The organism is Neorhizobium sp. S3-V5DH, assembly GCF_004343065.1.
In the GTDB taxonomy this organism is placed as follows: Bacteria; Pseudomonadota; Alphaproteobacteria; order Rhizobiales; family Rhizobiaceae; genus Neorhizobium; species Neorhizobium huautlense.
In genome coordinates this window covers 375,989-393,107 of sequence record NZ_SMCL01000001.1, presented here as the reverse complement: position 1 = coordinate 393,107, position 17,119 = coordinate 375,989, and the positions used below count along the sequence as shown (strand labels likewise).

Sequence of the window (17,119 nt, the reverse complement as noted above, 5' to 3'; positions counted from 1 at the left end):
TGTCGGCCGGCTTCTTCTTCAATAATTTTAACCGAATTGGCTAATGGCCCGCAGATTTCGGCTCCTCGACCTTCACCCCTTCGACAATCTTCTTGCCGGGATTTGGGTTCTTGTTGCCACGGGAGGCGTTGTTGCGGATGTCTTCTTTAGAAAGGTAGTCGAGTTGTTCGACCAGCACTTCCGCCACAAGGCCATCACCCAGTCTCTTGTTCAGGTCGTCCTTGATCGTCGAACGAAATTTTTCGAGTTCGAAGGCGCCCGGTTTGCTGAGATCGACCATCTTGTTGCCGATCAGCAGCGTAAAAAGCTCGTCGGTGGTCAGCTCCGTCATTGGAAGCTTAACGCCCTTGATCTTCTCCTTGTCCATCATGAACGAGACACGGCTGAGGAAGTAGCCGCTTATCGCTCCCTCCGAAATGACCGGAATGGTGATCGATTCTCCGCGGACCAGTTCGAGAAGTTCCTTCTTCCTGGCTTCCTCGTCGACCGGCGCAGGCGCAGCCGACATCTGCACGGAGAAATACACCGCCCCGAGCGTGACGATGCAGACCCATAGGCCGGTAAGAAGGAGTTTGACCATCAGACTTCGCCGTAGGTGAACTGTTCCTGGGTGTAGGTGCCGTCGCCATCGGCATCACGCGCCGCATTCTTCAAGAGATCGGCAACCGTCCGCACCGCATGCAGATGCGCCTCGACCCGCCGCGCGTTCAGCGCCAGCTTGGCTTTCAATCCATGCATCTGGTCGATGTAGCCGATCGCAAGCTCTCTCGGATCCGTGCCGCGGAACAGCATCGTCAGCTCGTAAAGGCAGCGGCTCTTGTGAGCATTCGACACCTTGAGGTCGAATTCGGGATCACGACCGATCCGCTGATTTTCGTTGTCGATTATCATTTCCAACCGGCCAAGCACGGTCTTGATGCGATAATCATTCGAAACGACTTCCATATCTTCTGCCCCAGTCTGAATCATTGTCAGGCCTCGTTCGTCTTACCGACGCCGAGAACCTCACGTTCGAAATCCGTAATCATGCTCATTGCGCGGCTCCGGTCATTTTCGTCGGTGGTCGCGTTTACCGCGCCCTGCCGCTCAGCCCGGTCGAGCGCCTGCGAATACATCTGTTCGGCAATGCCGATGCCGCCCTTCTGGGACATCTCGTCGGCGATCTTTTCCGCCATCATGCTCTTCCAGAATTCACCGGCAGAGCCCTTGCCGTAAACCTCTTCGGTTTCCTTCGGCAGCATGGAATTTACGAAGTTCTGCAGAATGGAGGCTTCGAACTTGCGATATTCGTCGGGCATCTCGGCCGCACGCTTCGGCGCTTCGGCATTCCCGAGACCGGCTTCAGTGGCCGGCGTATCGATCATCTTCATGGCCGCGCCGAAACCCTTGCCAACTTCCGCCAGGCTGGTCGCGGCGAAAGCCGCCTTGTTCGCCTTCAGTTTGGCCTGGGCTTCTTGCACGGCAGTCGGGTCCGCGGCACGTACGACGTCCAGGACCAGGTCGGTCGGAGGTGAAATCGCCACGCGAGCTCCTTTCGTAACGCCGCGAGACGCATTCCAGGAACGCGCTCATCGACGGCTGCAATTTGAAACGGTGCAGTATCCCGTCCGAACCGAATTCGTGCCGGGTCATCTGCGTCATGAGGAGACTATGGCTCTCGAAGCTTGCTGGAGGCTGGCGCCTATTTGATCATCTGCGAGCCGAGGGTGATCTCGATGAGTTCATAAATGGAGTTGTCGGCGGCTTCGCGATCCTCATGATCGCGCGCATCCTTCATATTGTCTTGCAGGCGGTCCGCCTTGGTCCGCTCCTTCAGCACCTTCATTTCCTGGAGCTGCTGGACGCCAGCAAGCTGGCGCTCCTTGGTTGTCAGGCGCCCAAAGCGCTCGGCATATTGCTGCGAGAACTGACGGTGGATCGGATGCATGGAACCGATCGCGTCGATCACGTCTTCCATGGACTGATTGACCTCTGCGCGATGCCGAGTGGTCGCAGCGAGTTCATGTTCCGCCATCTTCTCGATATGCCGCTGGACCGCCACAAGGCGCTTGAGCTTTTCGGAACGCTTCACTGGACCGGCCATGCCGCTCTCCTAGAAAGACAGGAAGATCGGCGCAAACCCATCCGCATATTGCCGGATGAGAGCCGCGATCGACAGATAGAGAAGGAAAAGCCCGCCCATGAGAAGGAAGGGGGTCGAGATGAAATACACCGGGATCTGCGGCGCAAGCTTGTTGACGAGACCGACCGCCACGTTGAACATCAGGCCGTAGATCAGAAATGGGCTTGCCAGCCTCAGCATGATCATGGTCGAGGCGCGCAGGGTGTCGGTCAGCGTGATCAGCATCTTTTGCGAATCAATGACCGCGCCGACGGGCGTAGCCGTATAGGAATCGATCAGCGCGCGGAACACCACGTGGTGGAAGTCCATCATGAACAGCAAGAGGAGACCGCTCAGCGTCAGCAGGTTCGTGAGCTGGTTTTCGTTCGTGTCTTCCAGGACATCATGACCCCCTGGTGCCGTAAAGCCGATCGCCATGGTCAGGATCGAGCCCGTGAACTGCATGCCAAGCGTATAGAGCCGGGCAATCAACCCGTAAACGATGCCGACCATCGCCTCCGTGAAGATCAGCCCGATGAAAGTTGCACTGGGGGATGAGGCTTTCGGATAGATCGTATCCCACAGGACCGGCAACATCGCCATGGACAGAGCGACGGCTGCAAACAGTCGCACCTGAGGCGGCACGCGCGCGCTTCCAAAGCCTGGAAGTACCATGACGCACCCACCCATTCGGCAGAATGCCAGGAAAAGTGCGAGTATGGTCCCTTGCGGGTCGGTTATCATCTGAGAATCGTCCTTCGCGGACAGTCTAAGGGTTTTCGAGACGGAATAAAACGTTCCGCCTCGAAACGCTTCCTCACGAAATGGCGCCGAGGATCTTGATCTCGAGCCCCTTGGCGAGCTCCACATGGGAGAGGACCGGCAAGGTGGCGAACAGCCGCTCGATGATCATGCGCACATAGGAACGGGTCTCCGGCGAGGTGACGAGGACAAACGGCAGGCCGCGGTCCATGAATTCGCGGATGACCTTCGTGGCCTGCTCGCTGAACTCTTCGAGCGTTCGCGGATCGATATCGAATTCGATAACCTCGCCCTTGTTGTCGCGCTTGAGCGCCTGATGGAAGAGCATGTCCCACTTGTTGCCGAGCCGGAGCACGCGCAACACGCCATTGTCTGCAAGATCGCCGCACAGTTGCTGCGCCATGCGCACGCGTACGTGCTCCACGATCTGCTCGGTCTTGCGGACGTGCGGCGCAAGTTCCGCCACGGCTTCGAGAATGAGATGAAGGTTGCGGATCGACACGCGTTCGGCCAGCAACAGTTTGAGCACCGCCTGGAGGCCCGAATAGGACATGTGCGACGAACAGATCTCGTCGGCGAGCTTCTTGTATTCCGGATCGAGACGCTCGATCAGGATCTTGACGTCCTTATAGGACAGAAGCTGCGGCAGATTGTTGCGGATGACCTCCGACAGATGCGTCAGCACGACCGAGACATTGTCGATCGGGTGGAAGCCTTCCCGTTTCAGGTCTTCTGCAAAAGTTTCCAGGATCGAAACCGCCGGCATGCCGAAGGCTGGTTCGCGGATTTCGTCCCCCGGAATGCTCGGCTTGCGGCCCGATCCAGTAACCACCAGGACATCACCCACACGCAGCGTGTTTGAAGCGATCGTCGTGCCGTGAATGCGGATGCCATAGGACTTTTCCGGTATGGCGATATCGTCGGTAACCTTGATCTCCGGGACCACGAAACCATACTGGGTGGCGAACTTCTTGCGCATCTTGCCGACGCGGAAGGCGAGTTCCTGATGCGCACCGAGGAGGCGCGTGGAAACCTGCTTGCCGAGGGCGAGCTCGATTTCCGCAGTCTTGAGGACCGACTTGACGGAATCCTTTTCTGCTTCCTTGGTCTGGACAACCTTCTTCTCCTCGTCTTCACGACGAGCCTTGTTTTCCGCCTCGATGCGCCGCGGCACGAGCCAGGCACCGAAGCCCATAAGAGCACCGAGCGTCATGAAAGGCAGAAGCGGCAGGCCGGGAACAACGGCGAGAAGCGCCATAAGGCCGGCAGACACTGAAAGAGCACGCGGATAACCAGCCAGCTGATCGACGACGGCCTTGTCGGTCGATCCTGCCGTACCGCCGCGGGTAACCAGAAGGCCTGCTGCTAGCGAAACGATGAGTGCCGGGATCTGGGATACGATACCGTCGCCAACCGACAGCTTGACGAAAACGTCCGCCGCCTCGCCGATTTCCATCCCGTGGCGGAAGTAGCCGATGATGACGCCGCCGAAAATATTGATCGCGGTGATGATGAGACCGGCGATCGCATCGCCGCGCACAAATTTGGACGCACCGTCCATGGCCCCGAAGAAGGAGCTTTCTTCCTCGAGCTCCGAGCGGCGGCGCTGTGCCTCTTTTTCATCGATGATGCCCGCCGACAGGTCAGCGTCGATCGACATCTGCTTGCCGGGAATGGCGTCGAGGGTGAAGCGCGCGCCGACTTCAGCGATACGGGTCGCACCCTTGGTGATGACGATAAAGTTCACCGTCACCAGGATCATGAAGACGATCACGCCGATGACGAAATCGCCCGACATGACGAGGCTGGAGAACCCCTGGATGACATTGCCTGCCGCCCCGTGGCCTTCATGCCCATGTGACAGGATCACGCGCGTCGTCGCGATATTCAGCGACAAACGCACCATGGTGGCGATCAGCAAGATGGTCGGGAAGGAGGAGAAATCCAACGGTCGCTGGATCCACAGCGAGACCATCAGGATCAGCACCGAGAAGGCGATCGAAAATGCCAGCCCCACGTCGATCAGGAACGGCGGTATCGGCAGGAACAGGATACAGAGGATGGCGACGATGCCGAGTGCAAAGCCGACATCGCGGCCGCTCGGGGTTACCTTCGGAATGGATAAAGCAGGTGGTTGCGCCATGGAGGTCCCGTCTCTTCATGAGATGGCGGCAGGACATGCTCCTGCCAGTTTCACGTCATGACTAAACGGCGAAGCTTGCGCGAAGGTGGGGCGGCAAACCGAAAGCGGATGCAGCCGGTCAGAAACCGGACTGGACCCTCGAAAAAACCAGATTGGCAAAAAGATTGATCTGGCTGCCGATGAATGGCGCGGTGATGCCGATCGTTACCAGGATGGCAACGATCTTCGGTACGAATGTCAGCGTCATTTCCTGGATCTGCGTCAGTGCCTGGAGAAAGGCGATCGCCACACCCACGACCATGGCTACCAGCACGGCCGGACCGGAGGCGATCAGGACCGTCCAGATAGCCGCCTGCATGATATCAAGGGCATCCGCCTCATTCATCGCGCTCGTCCGATTCGCGTGTGACTCGATCAGCTACTTTTATCGGTATCGTCGTTATCCGTCGAGCCGTCGGTCGTATCCTTGGTGCCGGTTGTCAATGGCGTGTCGGAAAACACGACGCCGGCCTGGAGCAGGATCTTTTCGTTCTTGTCGGTGATAGCAACGACGCCATCTGCGTAGACTTCGACTTCCTTGACCTTGCCAGTCATCGTGTCGTCGGCGCTCTTGACATATTTGCCGATGAGGTCGGTGGCGCGGGTCAGGGCTTCCGCCTGAAGCATGCTCTTCAGGTGGGTATTCGTCTGGATCGACTGTTCGACCTGCGAGAACGTTGCGAGCTGGGCGATCTGTTCGCTCGCATCCATCGGATCGGTCGGATCCTGATACTTCATCTGCGCAATTAGGAGCTGCAGGAAGTTGTTGTAGTTGAGGCTGGCCTTATCGGAGGCATTTGTCGATGAACCCGCATTCGCCCAGGGATTGGCGGTTGCCGAGGTGATCGGGGTCACCGCCATGGGGCAATCTCCTTGCGGATGCGTTCGACGGTTGCCGGCGCGATTTCCTGATTGTTCAGAATGCGGTCTTCCACCGGATAGAGGGCGCGGATCGCTTTGAGTGCATCGAAGGCGCGGCCTGACGCGACCATGCCGTCAATCCGCTTCAGCTCCGCCAACACCTCATCGTCATGGAAGCAGGTCAGCAGCATGGCCACCGATTTGCGGAACAGCGTCATCGACTGCTCCTTGCCTTCGGGGTTGATCAGCATCATCTGAGCGATGAAATAGAGCTGCCTGAGCGGCGTGGTCGCATCCTCCGGCTGAAGAACGTGGTTTTCCAGCAGGAACGTGACGTCGTTGAGGAATTCCAGCGCGACCTTTCGATCAACGCGCAGCACGGCGCCGTTGATGAAGATCCTTTCGCCGGACTTCAGAGAGATGCGAAGCGTACTTTTCATTTAAGTCCATCCCTGATGATGGTGGTCACGTCTATAATGCCCTGGAAATTCGTCGACTCGCGTTTCCGGATCTTTTCGCATTCCTTCAATATCCAGATAGCGATAGAGATCAGGTCGGCGCGCAGTTCCGTCGCCAATTCGTTGTCCGGTTGTTTCAGGTCCTCAATGAACCTGATCCACACACGCCGGGTATAAAAGAGAGCCTCGACCGTCGTGCGCGTATAATGCCCGTCGTCGCGGGCCGCCGCCAACAATTCGATCGAACGATCGAGGGCCTGCCGTTCACGATCCTTGGCGTTTGCAACGCCATCCTCCATGATCTCGGCATATGAAAACTGGTACATTCATGTATCCTTCTTCATGAGCCTTCCTTTAGTCATCAAAGGAAGTTGGCAAGGCTCAACTGCTGTATCTTTGCCGTTACCGTATATGCGGTTTCCAGAAGCGTCTTCAGTGCGTTGAGACGAGTTGCAGCTTCCTCCGGATCGACATTCTCGAGGCCGATCAGGCCTTTCGTCAGAATATCTTTCTGCGCCTGCAACCTTTCCTCAGCCTTGGAGACGCGTTCGGTATAAATACCGATTGTAGTCCGCTGCTGGTTAATACTATCTACACCGTTCATGGCTTCGCTGATGACAGACCGTGTCCGCGCGCCAACCGCCTGGCGGGCCTTGTCGTCCATGTTCGGCTGCAGCAACTCCAGCGACACGATGGAGGCGAAGGCGAACTTGCGCATACCTGCCTTATTGGCGTTGGTGGAGCTTTCCACCACTTCGCTCTGGCTGATGCGGCTCTTCATGTTTTCGTCGCTGGCGTCCGAGAAGAAGGTCGTCCAGAAATCCTGGCCGGCAAGAGCCAGCGGATGCGGCGGGCTTGTGAGAGGAGCGGTGCCATCGAACTTCTTCCCGAGGTCGTCGAGGAAGGTATTCATCTCGGTCTCTGTCATGACCGACAGGCTCGCGATGCCGTTTGTCGTCATGTAGTGGTTCAGCTCGGTATCGAATGCCGCCTTGGCGGGCGATCCCGCTGCAAAATAATCCTCCATCGGCTTCACGTCGGTGTTGATGCCGGCAAAGATATACTCACCCTGGACCGACGTATTCGCAAAATTGGTGAAGGCGTCGAGGGCGGACTGCATGGTCGTGCGGGCCGTGGCGAGGCTCGTCGCGTCCGTGGAGTTGCCAAGGGTCAGAATTGCGCCCTGGATATCGAGCCCCAGCTCGTTCATCTTCGACAGGGCCAGTTCGGCGCTTTCCAGCCGCTGAGTGGCGAGCGCTGCCGTGTTGTAGAGCGATTCGATGCGGGTGATGTCGCGAGACAGATCGAGGGCGCGGGACGTATTGGCTCCCAGCGCGACGCCGAGATCCGCATGCTTCTGCGTGACGGCTTCCTGGTTCGCTTTCACCATCTCGCGCTGGACGCCTGAAATGGCGTTTCGCATGGTCGTCTGAATGGACAAAGTGGAAATGAAAGAGGTCTTCATGATCAGCTCGCAATATCCAACAGGGCCTGCATCATCTCGTCGACCGTCGCCATCAGCTTGGTGCCGGCCTTGTAAGACTGTTCGATATCAAGCAGCAGCGACAGTTCCTCGTCGAGACTGACGCCCGTGCTGCTGGAATAGGCCTCCAACGTGCGGGTCAAAAGTGCGGTCTTGGTCTCATCGGAGGCCGTTGCTGTACTGCGAAGTTGTTCCAACCAACCCATGGAATCTGCGGCGAAGGAAAGAAGGTCCGGAGCGTCCGCGATTTCCGTGTTGGTATCGAAGGTCAACGGTCCTTCGAGGCTTTCATTATACTTGTCCAACAGGTCGGCGTAGCTGCTGCCGCCGCTGGTGTTGACAACGTAAGCAACGCCGTTGATGCCGCCATCACGCAGTTTGTCGGGTGTGCCCGCAGGAGGAACGACGATCGGATTGACGAAAATTCGCGATGCGATCCCCGAGACGATGGTGCCTGCAGCCGGAACGGCGGTCTGCTGAACCCCGGCGCTATCCCTGTAAGTGAAGAGACCGGTCTGAGGAACAAGGGCGCCGGTTGGCCCGGTCTCGGCAAAAACGGTGATCAGTCCCCTTGCGATTTCGTCAAGTTGGCTCTGGAATATCGGGGCGACCGTGTCGCGGACCTGTATCAGCGCCTGGAGCGATCCTTTAGCTGTTGTATTGCCGGACACACCCGGCTTTAGCGCCACTCCGTCGATATAGACGCCGTTTCCGACTGTGGAGGCATCGAAAGCCGCCGTTGCCTGGAAGGTAACCTTGCGGGGCACGGCCTCGAACAGCGTCACGCCTGCCGAGGTGTAGAGCACCATGTCGTTGTCGCCGCGGACGTAGGAGGTCACGCCGACGATTTCGGAAATCTTCTTGAGAAGCCCATCGCGCTCATCGAGAGCGTCGTTTGCGTCAGCGCCGCTCGCGGTCGCGTTCTTGACCTGATTGTTGACCGCCTCGAACTTGGCAAGCAAAGCGTTCAGCGTATCGACGTCCTGCTTGATCTGGTCGTCGGCGTCCTTGCGAATCTGCTGAAGCTTGTCGGCCGCGGTGTTCAGACCGTTCGCAAGATCCTGCGCGGTGGAAATGACGGCGCCACCGAGGCCGGTATCGTTTGCCTTGGAGGCAAACGCGTCCAAATTGTTACGAAACGCGGTAATGAGTTTGGCGGGGGAAATCTCGTTGTCGTTGCCCCCCATCAGGTTCTTGATCTCGGTGAGACCAGCCAGAAGTGTCGCCTGGCCGCTTGCAACTGAAGAGCTCTCGATCGTCTGGCGCAGGAGCGGAGAGTTCTGGGCCCGAACGATCTCGTCGATCACCGCCCCGTTGCCGCCGGTCACGACCACCGCGGAGCGGCGGACGTAATCCGGGTTCTGTGCATTGGCAATGTTCTTCGACACCACACCGGACTGCGTGCCGGAGTTGGTGAAGATGGACTGCGCCGTGGACAATGCTGATGCAAGCGACATTTTTTACTAACCTCTTGAGACTTATTCTCTCGATCGTCCCGTCCGGTTATCTCTTCAGGTTGATGAGGACGTCCATCAAGTCTGAGCCGGTCTGAAATACTTTGGAGTTCGCCGTGTAGACGCGCTGCGATTCGATCATCTCGGTGAGCTCGCTGGCGATATCGACGTTGGAGCTTTCCAGAGCACCAGAATAAACCTGGCCGAAAGAGCCGCTTTGCGGGAAGCCAATGGTGACGACGCCGGAGTCATTGGTCGGCAGATAAACGTTGCCGTTCTGAGGCAGCATCTTGTCGATCGCCGGAACCGTAGCCAGGGCTACCTGGTAGATCGGACGGCGACCGCCATCCTGATAGACCGCCGTGACGAGACCGTCGCCACCGATTTCGACGTCCGTGATCGGGCTCGGCGCATTGCCGTCGATGATGCCCTTGCCAGGCGTGAAGTCGCTGGCAAACTGCGTCATGTCGGACATATCGATATTGATTGTTTGCGCCGGGGTCGCACCATCGTTGGGATCGGTGATGGTGAGGGATGTAGGCGAGGCCGGTGCAGTCGTCTTCAGCTTGTTGGTGTTCGGATCGAACACCAACGTCACCGTCTGCTGCACGAGCGTCGGAGCCGTTGCGGTAGCTGCGTATGGGAAGCCGCCGTTCGTAGACTGATCCTGACGATAGACGCTGACTTCCCAGGTATTGGTAGCGGTCTTGGTGTAGTAGAAATCGTACAGGACCTTGGCACCGGCATGATCATAGGCGGTGAGCGAGCTCTTGTTGGTTATGACCGCGGTGGCGGTGTTCGCGCTTGGACGATTTGCAACGACGGCGACCGCGTCGGCTTCCTTGTCCAGGTTGGCCGGGAAGCTGCCCTGGCTGGACGGCGAAGAAACCAGACCGAAGTCGTTGATGTTGATCGCTTCAAGCCCGTTGAAGCCGTTGACGACCGCAGCCGGCGGGTTCGAGCCGTAGGGATATCCCATCAGCTGGTAACCGGCAGTGTTGACGAGGTAGCCATTGGCATCCTTCTGGAAGGCGCCGGCACGGGTCAGATAGGGAGAGCCATTCTGGTCGCTGACGATGAAGAAGCCTTCGCCCTGGATGGCAAGATCGGTGTTCGACGTGGTGTACTGGATACCGCCCTGTTCGGCGATGCTGTAGCGGACATTGGTTTCCACACCGCCCGACGAATAGGAACCCTGGGTGGAGGGCAGAACCAACGAAGAAAATGCCGTTGATGCACGCTTGTAACCGGCTGTGCTCGAATTGGCGATGTTATCGCCCACCGTGCCGAGGCGATTGGCCTGGGCATTCATACCAGAGACGGCCGTTTTCATCGTGCCGAAAATGCTCATAGGAAATCTCCGCTTTATCTGATGGAGAGAGTAGGATGCGGGCCTTGCGTGAAGCTGTCTGCTTTCCGTGTCCGCCGAAAATAAGCGGCAAGGCCCTTCTGAAATATCAGTTCCAGTCGATGCAATAGCCAAGGAAACGCTTGGAATCGACGGGGTCGAAGCCGAGCTTCTTGCGCAGTTTCTTGCGCAGCTTGCTGATATGGCTTTCGACGACGTTCTCTTCGACTTCCTCGTCGAAGATGCCGTAGATGGCATTGAAAATCTGCGTCTTGGAAACACGCCGGCCACGGTTGGAGACCAGGTACTCCAGAATGCGCCGCTCGCGGCGCGGAAGTGCGAAAACTTCGCCTTCGATTTCCGGGTCACGACCATCGGAGAATACACGGATGGGACCGATATCGGTGAAGTTCGCGATTGCCTTCAGACGACGGCGGATTGCTGCCGCACGTGCCAGGATTTCGCGGGGATGGACCGGCTTACGCACCACGTCATCGACGCCGCTATCGAAGAAGGCAAGGGTTGCTTCCAGGGACGGAGCGTCGCTGACTGCGATCACCGGCGCCATGGACCGGTCCCGGATTGCCCGCGGCAGTTCAAGCGTCCGCTCGCCCTGACCGATCAGAAAGGCCTCGACCGCCGCGATGTCCGCATCAGCTGCCGTATTGACCCATTCGCCGAATTCTTTTGGATCGAACCCCGTGGACGGAATTCCTTCGCGTCCAAAAAGAGAAGTGTATCCGTCTTTCACGAGCTCACGCTCATCAACCACTACGATCATTCGCCGCCTCCGAATCAGTTGTGGTACCTCGATTGACCTATGGGTACGAATCGCGGGAATCGGAGACAAGCTGTGTGAAATTAACCAAACAAATTAATAGTTGATTAACCATTGGCGTGCGATTTGCACTAGATATAGTGGGTAGGCACTTTTGCGGCACAAATTTTTAGTGGAAAAATTAACACCTCTTCAAGAAGTGCTTGCGCTGCCATTTTCGCCATATTTCGTCAACCGCACAATTTTGCGATTCTTTTGGCGAGGCGCTCGCCCTCAGGTTGCGGGGTTATTGCAGAAGCGAGAGGCGTTGGTCGTCCAGTTTCCGTACCCTGTGGCGACCAGATTGCTGATCACACGGCAGACATATCTCTTCTGAGCAGGATCATTGTTAGGTCCGGCGTGGTATCTTGCTACCGCCATTGTCCATGTCTCATGACGGTCGTGCAGGTTGCGCAGGAACTTTGCCGCATACTCCACATTGCGCCTCGGATCGAACATCTCTTCTGGAGACGAGAAGTTTTCGCCGTGGAAATGATGATTGATCTGCATGCAACCGATGTCGATCAACTTCATCCCCTGTCGCTTTGCCGCATAAAAGGCGGTGATAGCCTCCTGCTGGGAGGCAGAAAAATAGGCTTTGCCTTCCACGTTCATAGCGAACGGGCTGAGGCTCCCTTTGCGTCCCGTCTCGGTCAGTCCGACCGAGTAGAGAATGCCTTCCGGGATCCCATACTTGGCCGCCGCAGCTTGAATCTCGCGCTCGCAAGCTCCGGGGTTAACCGGAGCCCGCGGAAAGACCGGCGCGCTGGCTGCTGTCGGAGCGCGAGGAGCAACCTGCGTGGATGCGCTGAAAAGAGATCCGGCGGGCGCCTCAGAGGTAGAGATCGCCAGGGCGAGCGCTGCCAGAAGGCGCACCTGCCGTGCTGTCCAAAGCCGCATCATTCGTATTCCTCGCTCCTGGCTCAACCGATTGGCGGTTTCCCGTCTGTTCCTGGCCGCGTCCGGCGGCAGAGCCCTGCCGACCGCCGTCAGCCTGAGCCTGCGGACCTGCCTGACCTTGCTGCCCCTGTTGGCCGCCGGCGGCTTCCGAATCCGCCGTTGGAGCAATGCTGATGGTTACCTGTTCGACGGCAAAGCCCTGGGCGCGAAGTGCGTCGAGGATACCGCTGCTGTCTTCGCTGAGCTGCATGTAGGCGGCTCGCGTCTCGACGGTGAGGTGCACGTTCAGCGCTTCCCCATGAAGCCTCAGCATGGCCGTCACCGATCCCAGATCATGCGGGTTCATCTGCAGCTTGAGCGTATTGACCACCGTACCGGTGCTGGTCTGCGCCGCGATGTTGGAGAGCTCGGAGCTCGGATGCATCGCCGCCGCCCATTCGGAATTGCCTGAAAGCATCGCCGTGAGATTGGCACTGTTCGAATTTTGTGCGAGGCCCAGGAACCGTCGCGACTCGAGTACGGTGACGTTCTCGGCAGCTCCATTCGATGAAGCCTTGAATTCCACGGTCGGACGCTCGCCGCTACGCTCGTCAACGGTCATATTGAGGCTCTGGCCGTCACCGCGGGCATTGGTGAAGCGGAACTGGCCGGTCCCGGGAACGCTCGTCTCGCCATCGGTCGGCATCGAAAGCGGATCCGAGGACGCGCTGGCCGCCAAACTGAAGCGTCTGGTTTCGTCAACGCCGCTAATCCCGGCAGCCTCGGCACGATCTTCCGCACCCTTCTGCCGCTTGCCCTGAGACCCCGCCGTGTTCTTCGGCATCGCGGCCTGAAGTTCACTCGCGGCTACCTCGCCGCCCAACAACGACAAGACGTCGGCAATCTTGCTGTCGTCGGCATCCAGAATGGAGAGATCGAGACCTGGGTCTGCCTCTTCAGGCTCAGCCTGTTCGCTCTTGCCGTCGGGTTTGCGGGCGGCGGCCAGTTCATCCGATTTTCGGACAATGGCCTTGGCGGTGACGAGCGCATCGCGAAGCTTCTTCTCCGCCGGCGTCAGCTGCTTTTCATCATTTGCCGTAGCAACCTTGCTCACCGCATCGAGCACGCTTTCGCTTCTCTCCAGCGTGCGCCGAAGGCTTTCGGGGCGGAGGTCGATGATGGGTTTGCGCGTTGCGGGCTTTTCACCAGCGGCCACGCGATCACCCTCAGCAGGCTCCCCGTCATCCGACATGTCGCCATGGCGCTGAGAAGGCACGTCTTGATCCAAACCCGAAAGGGCGTCGGAGAAGCCGTTCGGTGATGCATCGGCGCCCTTTCGGCCGGCGACAGCTTGTTTTGCCGACGAAGCCGCATCGGCTGCGCCGGTCTTGCCACCCAGAATGTCGGTAATCATTTGGACGGACTCTCCTCCATCAGCATTTCATCGATAGCATTCAATTTCGAACGACCACTATCGACGTATGTCTGGAAGGCCGGATCGAATTTGACAGCGGTGCCGGCCGTCGGATCTTCCGAGGCGGAGGCAGGCCCAGCGATCTCATTTCTGGGCAACGCGACTGGGGATTTCGCATCTTCTGTGTGGGTCACTTTGATTGCTTCGTCTTGTGCGAAGCTTTCCTCTTCCGGCTTGCTAACGACCTGTTCGGCAATCGTTTTTGCCGCCCGGCGCAGGGCCTTGTCACGGACCGAAAGCGTCTCTTCGGGAACCTCGCTTATGGCCTTCATGGCTGCATGAATGTCATTCGTCGGAATGCCGGCAAGCCCGCCGTAAAGCCGCGCGAGTGCCTCGGGCACGGGATTTCCCGCCAGTGCTTCGGCTTTTGTGGAGGCGAGGCGAGCAAGATCGTTATTGCCGGCGATGGCGGCTGCGCGGGCAATCCTGAGGAAGACCTCCCGGCGACGGTCTGCATCCATGAACTCGATCGCCCCGTCTACGTCATTTTCCGTGATCGCACCGAAATGGGAAACGACAAGCTGCACGAAGAAATCGGCGAACTGACTGGCATAGGGGGAATGAACGAAACGACGGGCGTATCGGCGCGAATAGGAAAGCGCTTCCTTGACCATGTTGGCCTCGACCGTAATGGCCACGGAACGGCGAAGAGCAGCTTCCTCTATGATGGTACCGGGCGCCGTCAACCGTGCCCAGTCGTAAAATCCGAGTGCTGCCTTCGGATCATTCACAACCGCCACATTGCCGCTGACCAAAGCGAGGTAGGGGCCGAGCTTCTCGTCGCGGTATTCCTTGGTCATCTCTCCCAGGCTCTTCGCGACCAGAGTGCCCTTGCCGCTGAGATATTTTCGGAGAGCCTCCGCCACGCGATTGTCGAAATTGCCGGCGATGTCGCGCGAGGCGAGATATTCGAGCGTTTCGGGATTGCCACCGCTCATGGCATAGATCAAGGCGGCATCGACATTGCGCGGATCCTCGAAGACCGAGGGGTCGGCGGTTCTCAAGCGCTGGTCGATCGTGGCAAGCATGAATCGCTGCATCTCGGCAGCGGAGTGATCACCGAGGACAACGGAATCCTGCACGAACTGGAGCGAACGAAGCATGGCGTAGGGCGGCAGCTCGCTACGGTCCTGCGCAAACGCCGGATGCGTAAGAGCTGATGAGCCCAGGACCAGAGCAGCCGTCAACAGGGACCGTATGCCCGCAAGCGCCATATTATCCCTCGTCCGCCTGGAGCAGGATCTCGATGCGGCGGTTCGCGGCGGCAAGGGGATCATCGGCCACCTGAAGCCGCCTGTCGGCAAAACCCGAAACCTGCTTGACGCGGTCTTCGGTCAGCCCGCCGTGCACCAGCATGTAATAAGCGCTATGGGCGCGGGCCATCGAGAGGCGCCAGTTGTCGTTCTGGCCACCTTTGAACTGGCGGCCGTCGGTATGGCCGCGCACAATGACGCTGCCTTTGCGATCCTTGAGGATCTGCCCGAGCTTTTCCATCGCCAGAACCATTTCCCGACGAGGCACGGCAGAGCCGACGTTGAACATCGGATCATCGGCCTGATCAGAAATGGTGACGAGCAGGCCACCCTCTGCTGGGGTCACGACCAGCCCCTCGGCAAGCTTGCCGGCGACGCCCGAAATCTGCTTTTGGATTTCCTCGCGAAGCTTCTCGGCGGCCTGTTCTTCCGCCTTGGAGCTCTTGAGGGGTTCTCCGGGCTCGGCTTTCTCGGATTTATCGGCCTGGGTCTTGTCGAGTTGCGTCGGATCTGGCCGTGGCGTGGGTAGCGCAACAGCCATTTCTGTCGGCGGCACGCCCGCATCCTGTTGAGTTGCAGTTTGAACAGCTTCCGCGGTCGGACCTTCGACCGGGCTTCCCTTCACAGACTTGTCGGAACTGTCAGCACGCGCAACCTCGATTTGCCGCGTCCAGAAATCCGGATCGAACGGGTCGCGATAGGCTTCACCGCCGTCGGCTCCGGTCGCAGGGCCGGACTCGCTTGCGCCACCCTCACCTTTCGCGCTGACATTGGCCTGCTGGCCTACTTCCTGGGCGATCTCGGCGAGAACCGAATAGGGATTTTCAAAGAAGTCTGCTTCGGAATAGTTTGGTTCGTCGCCGGAAGTCGACGTCATATCTTCGCCGGTCGCGGCCGCCGACCCCTGCACGTCCGCATCCGCCTTGACCCGCGAACGCTCGCCGCTCTCCTGTCCCTCTGCCGCATCGACGGGCTTCTCGAGCCCTTTCTCGGCCGGCGTCTCGTCCGAGAGCTTTATGGGGTTGAAATAGCTCGCCATCGAGGCCTTCGTTTCCTCGTTGGCGGCATTGACCAGCCACATGACGAGGAAAAATGCCATCATCGCGGTCATGAAGTCGGCATAGGCGATCTTCCAGGCACCGCCATGATGGCCGTCGTCGTGCCCGCCGCCATGTCTCTTGACGATGACGACTTCGTTCTTGCCGTGATGGTGGTTCTCGGCTTCGCTCATGCCAGTACTTTCTTCAGACTTGCGGACCACGCCGACATGCGAGTCACAAGCGCCGACTCACCGATATCAACCGAGATATCCAGATCGGGCGCTTCAACATGGCGCAGAAGAGGCGCGGATGCGCCCAGTGCGGCCTTGAGCTTTTCGAACAGATGCAGCGGTCCACGAACGTTGACCGTTCCGACATCACCTTCGAGCACGGCATCTCTGATGAGGTCGGCCATATCCGAAACCGCTTTGGCGACCAACGCTTCGTCGAGAAGCGGCGCCAGAATTCCCGCCGTCTGGTCGCTGACCGCCTGGGCTGTAGCCGCGGCGATTTCCTGAAGTCCGGCAGCGATCGAGGCCGCGGCTTCAGCCTCATATCTTTCGCGAAGTGCCGCAATCTCTTCGGCATGCGCTGCGATAAGCGCCTGACGCTCCTCCTCGAAACGCTGCTGCAATTCCTCAGACGCCGCCTCGTGACCCCTTGAATAGGCTTCCGCGCGTTCGGCCTCGATATCTACGGGGGCTTCAACCACAGCGGGAAGCGCCAGATCTTCGTCGAGGCTGCCAGCAAAACCATCCGCCATCAACGGCAAGGGAAGGGACTGCGGTTCACTGAAGTCCTTCAGGTAGCGTGCGAGAGAAGCGCTCATCGGGACACTCCCCCCACTGCCACGCTCCTTCGCGCGCCGCTCGTCATGAGCGGGCGGAAGAAGCCAAATGTCGCCGCTGCAATCATCGTATCATCCCGATAAAGTTGCTGTTCATTCATCCGCAGCAGGATCTCGCAAAATCCTCCGGATCGTAGCGAAACGGTAGGCAATCAAACTT

At 58.6% G+C, this 17,119-nt stretch carries 19 protein-coding genes; all 19 read right to left on the bottom strand.

The features are described from left to right. Positions 1-40: 40 nt before the first annotated feature. Positions 41-580 carry a hypothetical protein gene (locus EDE09_RS01970; RefSeq protein ID WP_105370681.1) on the bottom strand — a complete coding sequence of 180 codons (540 nt, stop codon included), beginning with the start codon at positions 578-580 and terminating at the stop codon, positions 41-43. Continuing rightward, positions 580-945: a hypothetical protein gene (locus EDE09_RS01965; protein WP_105370736.1), complete on the bottom strand. Its 366-nt coding sequence runs from the start codon at positions 943-945 to the stop codon at positions 580-582. The genes EDE09_RS01970 and EDE09_RS01965 overlap by 1 nt, the downstream gene beginning before the upstream one ends. A gap of 26 nt (positions 946-971) precedes the next feature. Then, on the bottom strand, positions 972-1,523 hold the full coding sequence (locus tag EDE09_RS01960) for a rod-binding protein (protein ID WP_105370680.1): 552 nt from the start codon (positions 1,521-1,523) through the stop codon (positions 972-974). Between the two features lie 158 nt (positions 1,524-1,681). Continuing rightward, positions 1,682-2,083 carry a hypothetical protein gene (locus tag EDE09_RS01955; protein ID WP_132408579.1) on the bottom strand — a complete coding sequence of 134 codons (402 nt, stop codon included), beginning with the start codon at positions 2,081-2,083 and terminating at the stop codon, positions 1,682-1,684. Positions 2,084-2,092: 9 nt separating this feature from the next. Next, positions 2,093-2,845: a flagellar biosynthetic protein FliR gene (gene fliR, locus EDE09_RS01950; protein WP_112797237.1), complete on the bottom strand. Its 753-nt coding sequence runs from the start codon at positions 2,843-2,845 to the stop codon at positions 2,093-2,095. Positions 2,846-2,918: 73 nt separating this feature from the next. Continuing rightward, positions 2,919-5,006: a flagellar biosynthesis protein FlhA gene (gene flhA / locus EDE09_RS01945; protein WP_132408577.1), complete on the bottom strand. Its 2,088-nt coding sequence runs from the start codon at positions 5,004-5,006 to the stop codon at positions 2,919-2,921. Between the two features lie 118 nt (positions 5,007-5,124). Continuing rightward, entirely contained in the window at positions 5,125-5,391 is a 267-nt protein-coding gene (gene fliQ, locus EDE09_RS01940) for a flagellar biosynthesis protein FliQ (RefSeq protein WP_105370676.1), read from the bottom strand. A 29-nt stretch (positions 5,392-5,420) separates the two neighbouring features. Then, positions 5,421-5,906: a flagellar hook assembly protein FlgD gene (gene flgD, locus EDE09_RS01935; protein ID WP_112797239.1), complete on the bottom strand. Its 486-nt coding sequence runs from the start codon at positions 5,904-5,906 to the stop codon at positions 5,421-5,423. Beyond that, positions 5,897-6,346 (bottom strand): flagellar biosynthesis repressor FlbT, encoded by a 450-nt coding sequence (gene flbT / locus EDE09_RS01930; RefSeq protein ID WP_105370674.1) that lies wholly within the window; start codon positions 6,344-6,346, stop codon positions 5,897-5,899. The genes flgD and flbT overlap by 10 nt, the downstream gene beginning before the upstream one ends. Next, a complete protein-coding gene (gene flaF, locus EDE09_RS01925) occupies positions 6,343-6,690 on the bottom strand; it encodes a flagellar biosynthesis regulator FlaF (RefSeq protein WP_105370673.1) in 348 nt (115 codons plus the stop codon). Before flaF ends, flbT begins: the two co-directional genes overlap by 4 nt. A 35-nt stretch (positions 6,691-6,725) precedes the next feature. Then, positions 6,726-7,829, bottom strand: a complete 1,104-nt coding sequence (locus EDE09_RS01920) for a flagellar hook-associated family protein (protein WP_105370672.1) — start codon at positions 7,827-7,829, stop codon at positions 6,726-6,728. A 2-nt stretch (positions 7,830-7,831) separates the two neighbouring features. Then, complete coding sequence (gene flgK / locus EDE09_RS01915) at positions 7,832-9,304, bottom strand: flagellar hook-associated protein FlgK (protein ID WP_132408575.1); 1,473 nt, start codon at positions 9,302-9,304, stop codon at positions 7,832-7,834. A gap of 46 nt (positions 9,305-9,350) precedes the next feature. After that, positions 9,351-10,652, bottom strand: a complete 1,302-nt coding sequence (locus EDE09_RS01910; protein WP_105370670.1) for a flagellar hook protein FlgE — start codon at positions 10,650-10,652, stop codon at positions 9,351-9,353. Between the two features lie 106 nt (positions 10,653-10,758). Next, positions 10,759-11,430 (bottom strand): winged helix-turn-helix domain-containing protein, encoded by a 672-nt coding sequence (locus tag EDE09_RS01905; RefSeq protein ID WP_105370669.1) that lies wholly within the window; start codon positions 11,428-11,430, stop codon positions 10,759-10,761. Positions 11,431-11,700: 270 nt separating this feature from the next. Beyond that, the gene (locus tag EDE09_RS01900; RefSeq protein WP_132408904.1) at positions 11,701-12,366 is read right to left on the bottom strand and encodes a transglycosylase SLT domain-containing protein; all 666 of its coding nucleotides are present in this window, start codon (positions 12,364-12,366) and stop codon (positions 11,701-11,703) included. Continuing rightward, positions 12,299-13,759, bottom strand: coding sequence for a flagellar hook-length control protein FliK (locus EDE09_RS01895; protein ID WP_132408573.1), 1,461 nt, complete (start codon positions 13,757-13,759; stop codon positions 12,299-12,301). Before EDE09_RS01895 ends, EDE09_RS01900 begins: the two co-directional genes overlap by 68 nt. Next, positions 13,756-15,033, bottom strand: a complete 1,278-nt coding sequence (gene motC / locus EDE09_RS01890) for a chemotaxis protein MotC (RefSeq protein WP_132408571.1) — start codon at positions 15,031-15,033, stop codon at positions 13,756-13,758. Before motC ends, EDE09_RS01895 begins: the two co-directional genes overlap by 4 nt. A 1-nt stretch (position 15,034) precedes the next feature. Beyond that, positions 15,035-16,303 (bottom strand): MotB family protein, encoded by a 1,269-nt coding sequence (locus EDE09_RS01885; protein ID WP_112797247.1) that lies wholly within the window; start codon positions 16,301-16,303, stop codon positions 15,035-15,037. Next, the gene (locus EDE09_RS01880) at positions 16,300-16,941 is read right to left on the bottom strand and encodes a hypothetical protein (RefSeq protein WP_112797249.1); all 642 of its coding nucleotides are present in this window, start codon (positions 16,939-16,941) and stop codon (positions 16,300-16,302) included. Before EDE09_RS01880 ends, EDE09_RS01885 begins: the two co-directional genes overlap by 4 nt. Between the last annotated feature and the right edge of the window lie 178 nt (positions 16,942-17,119).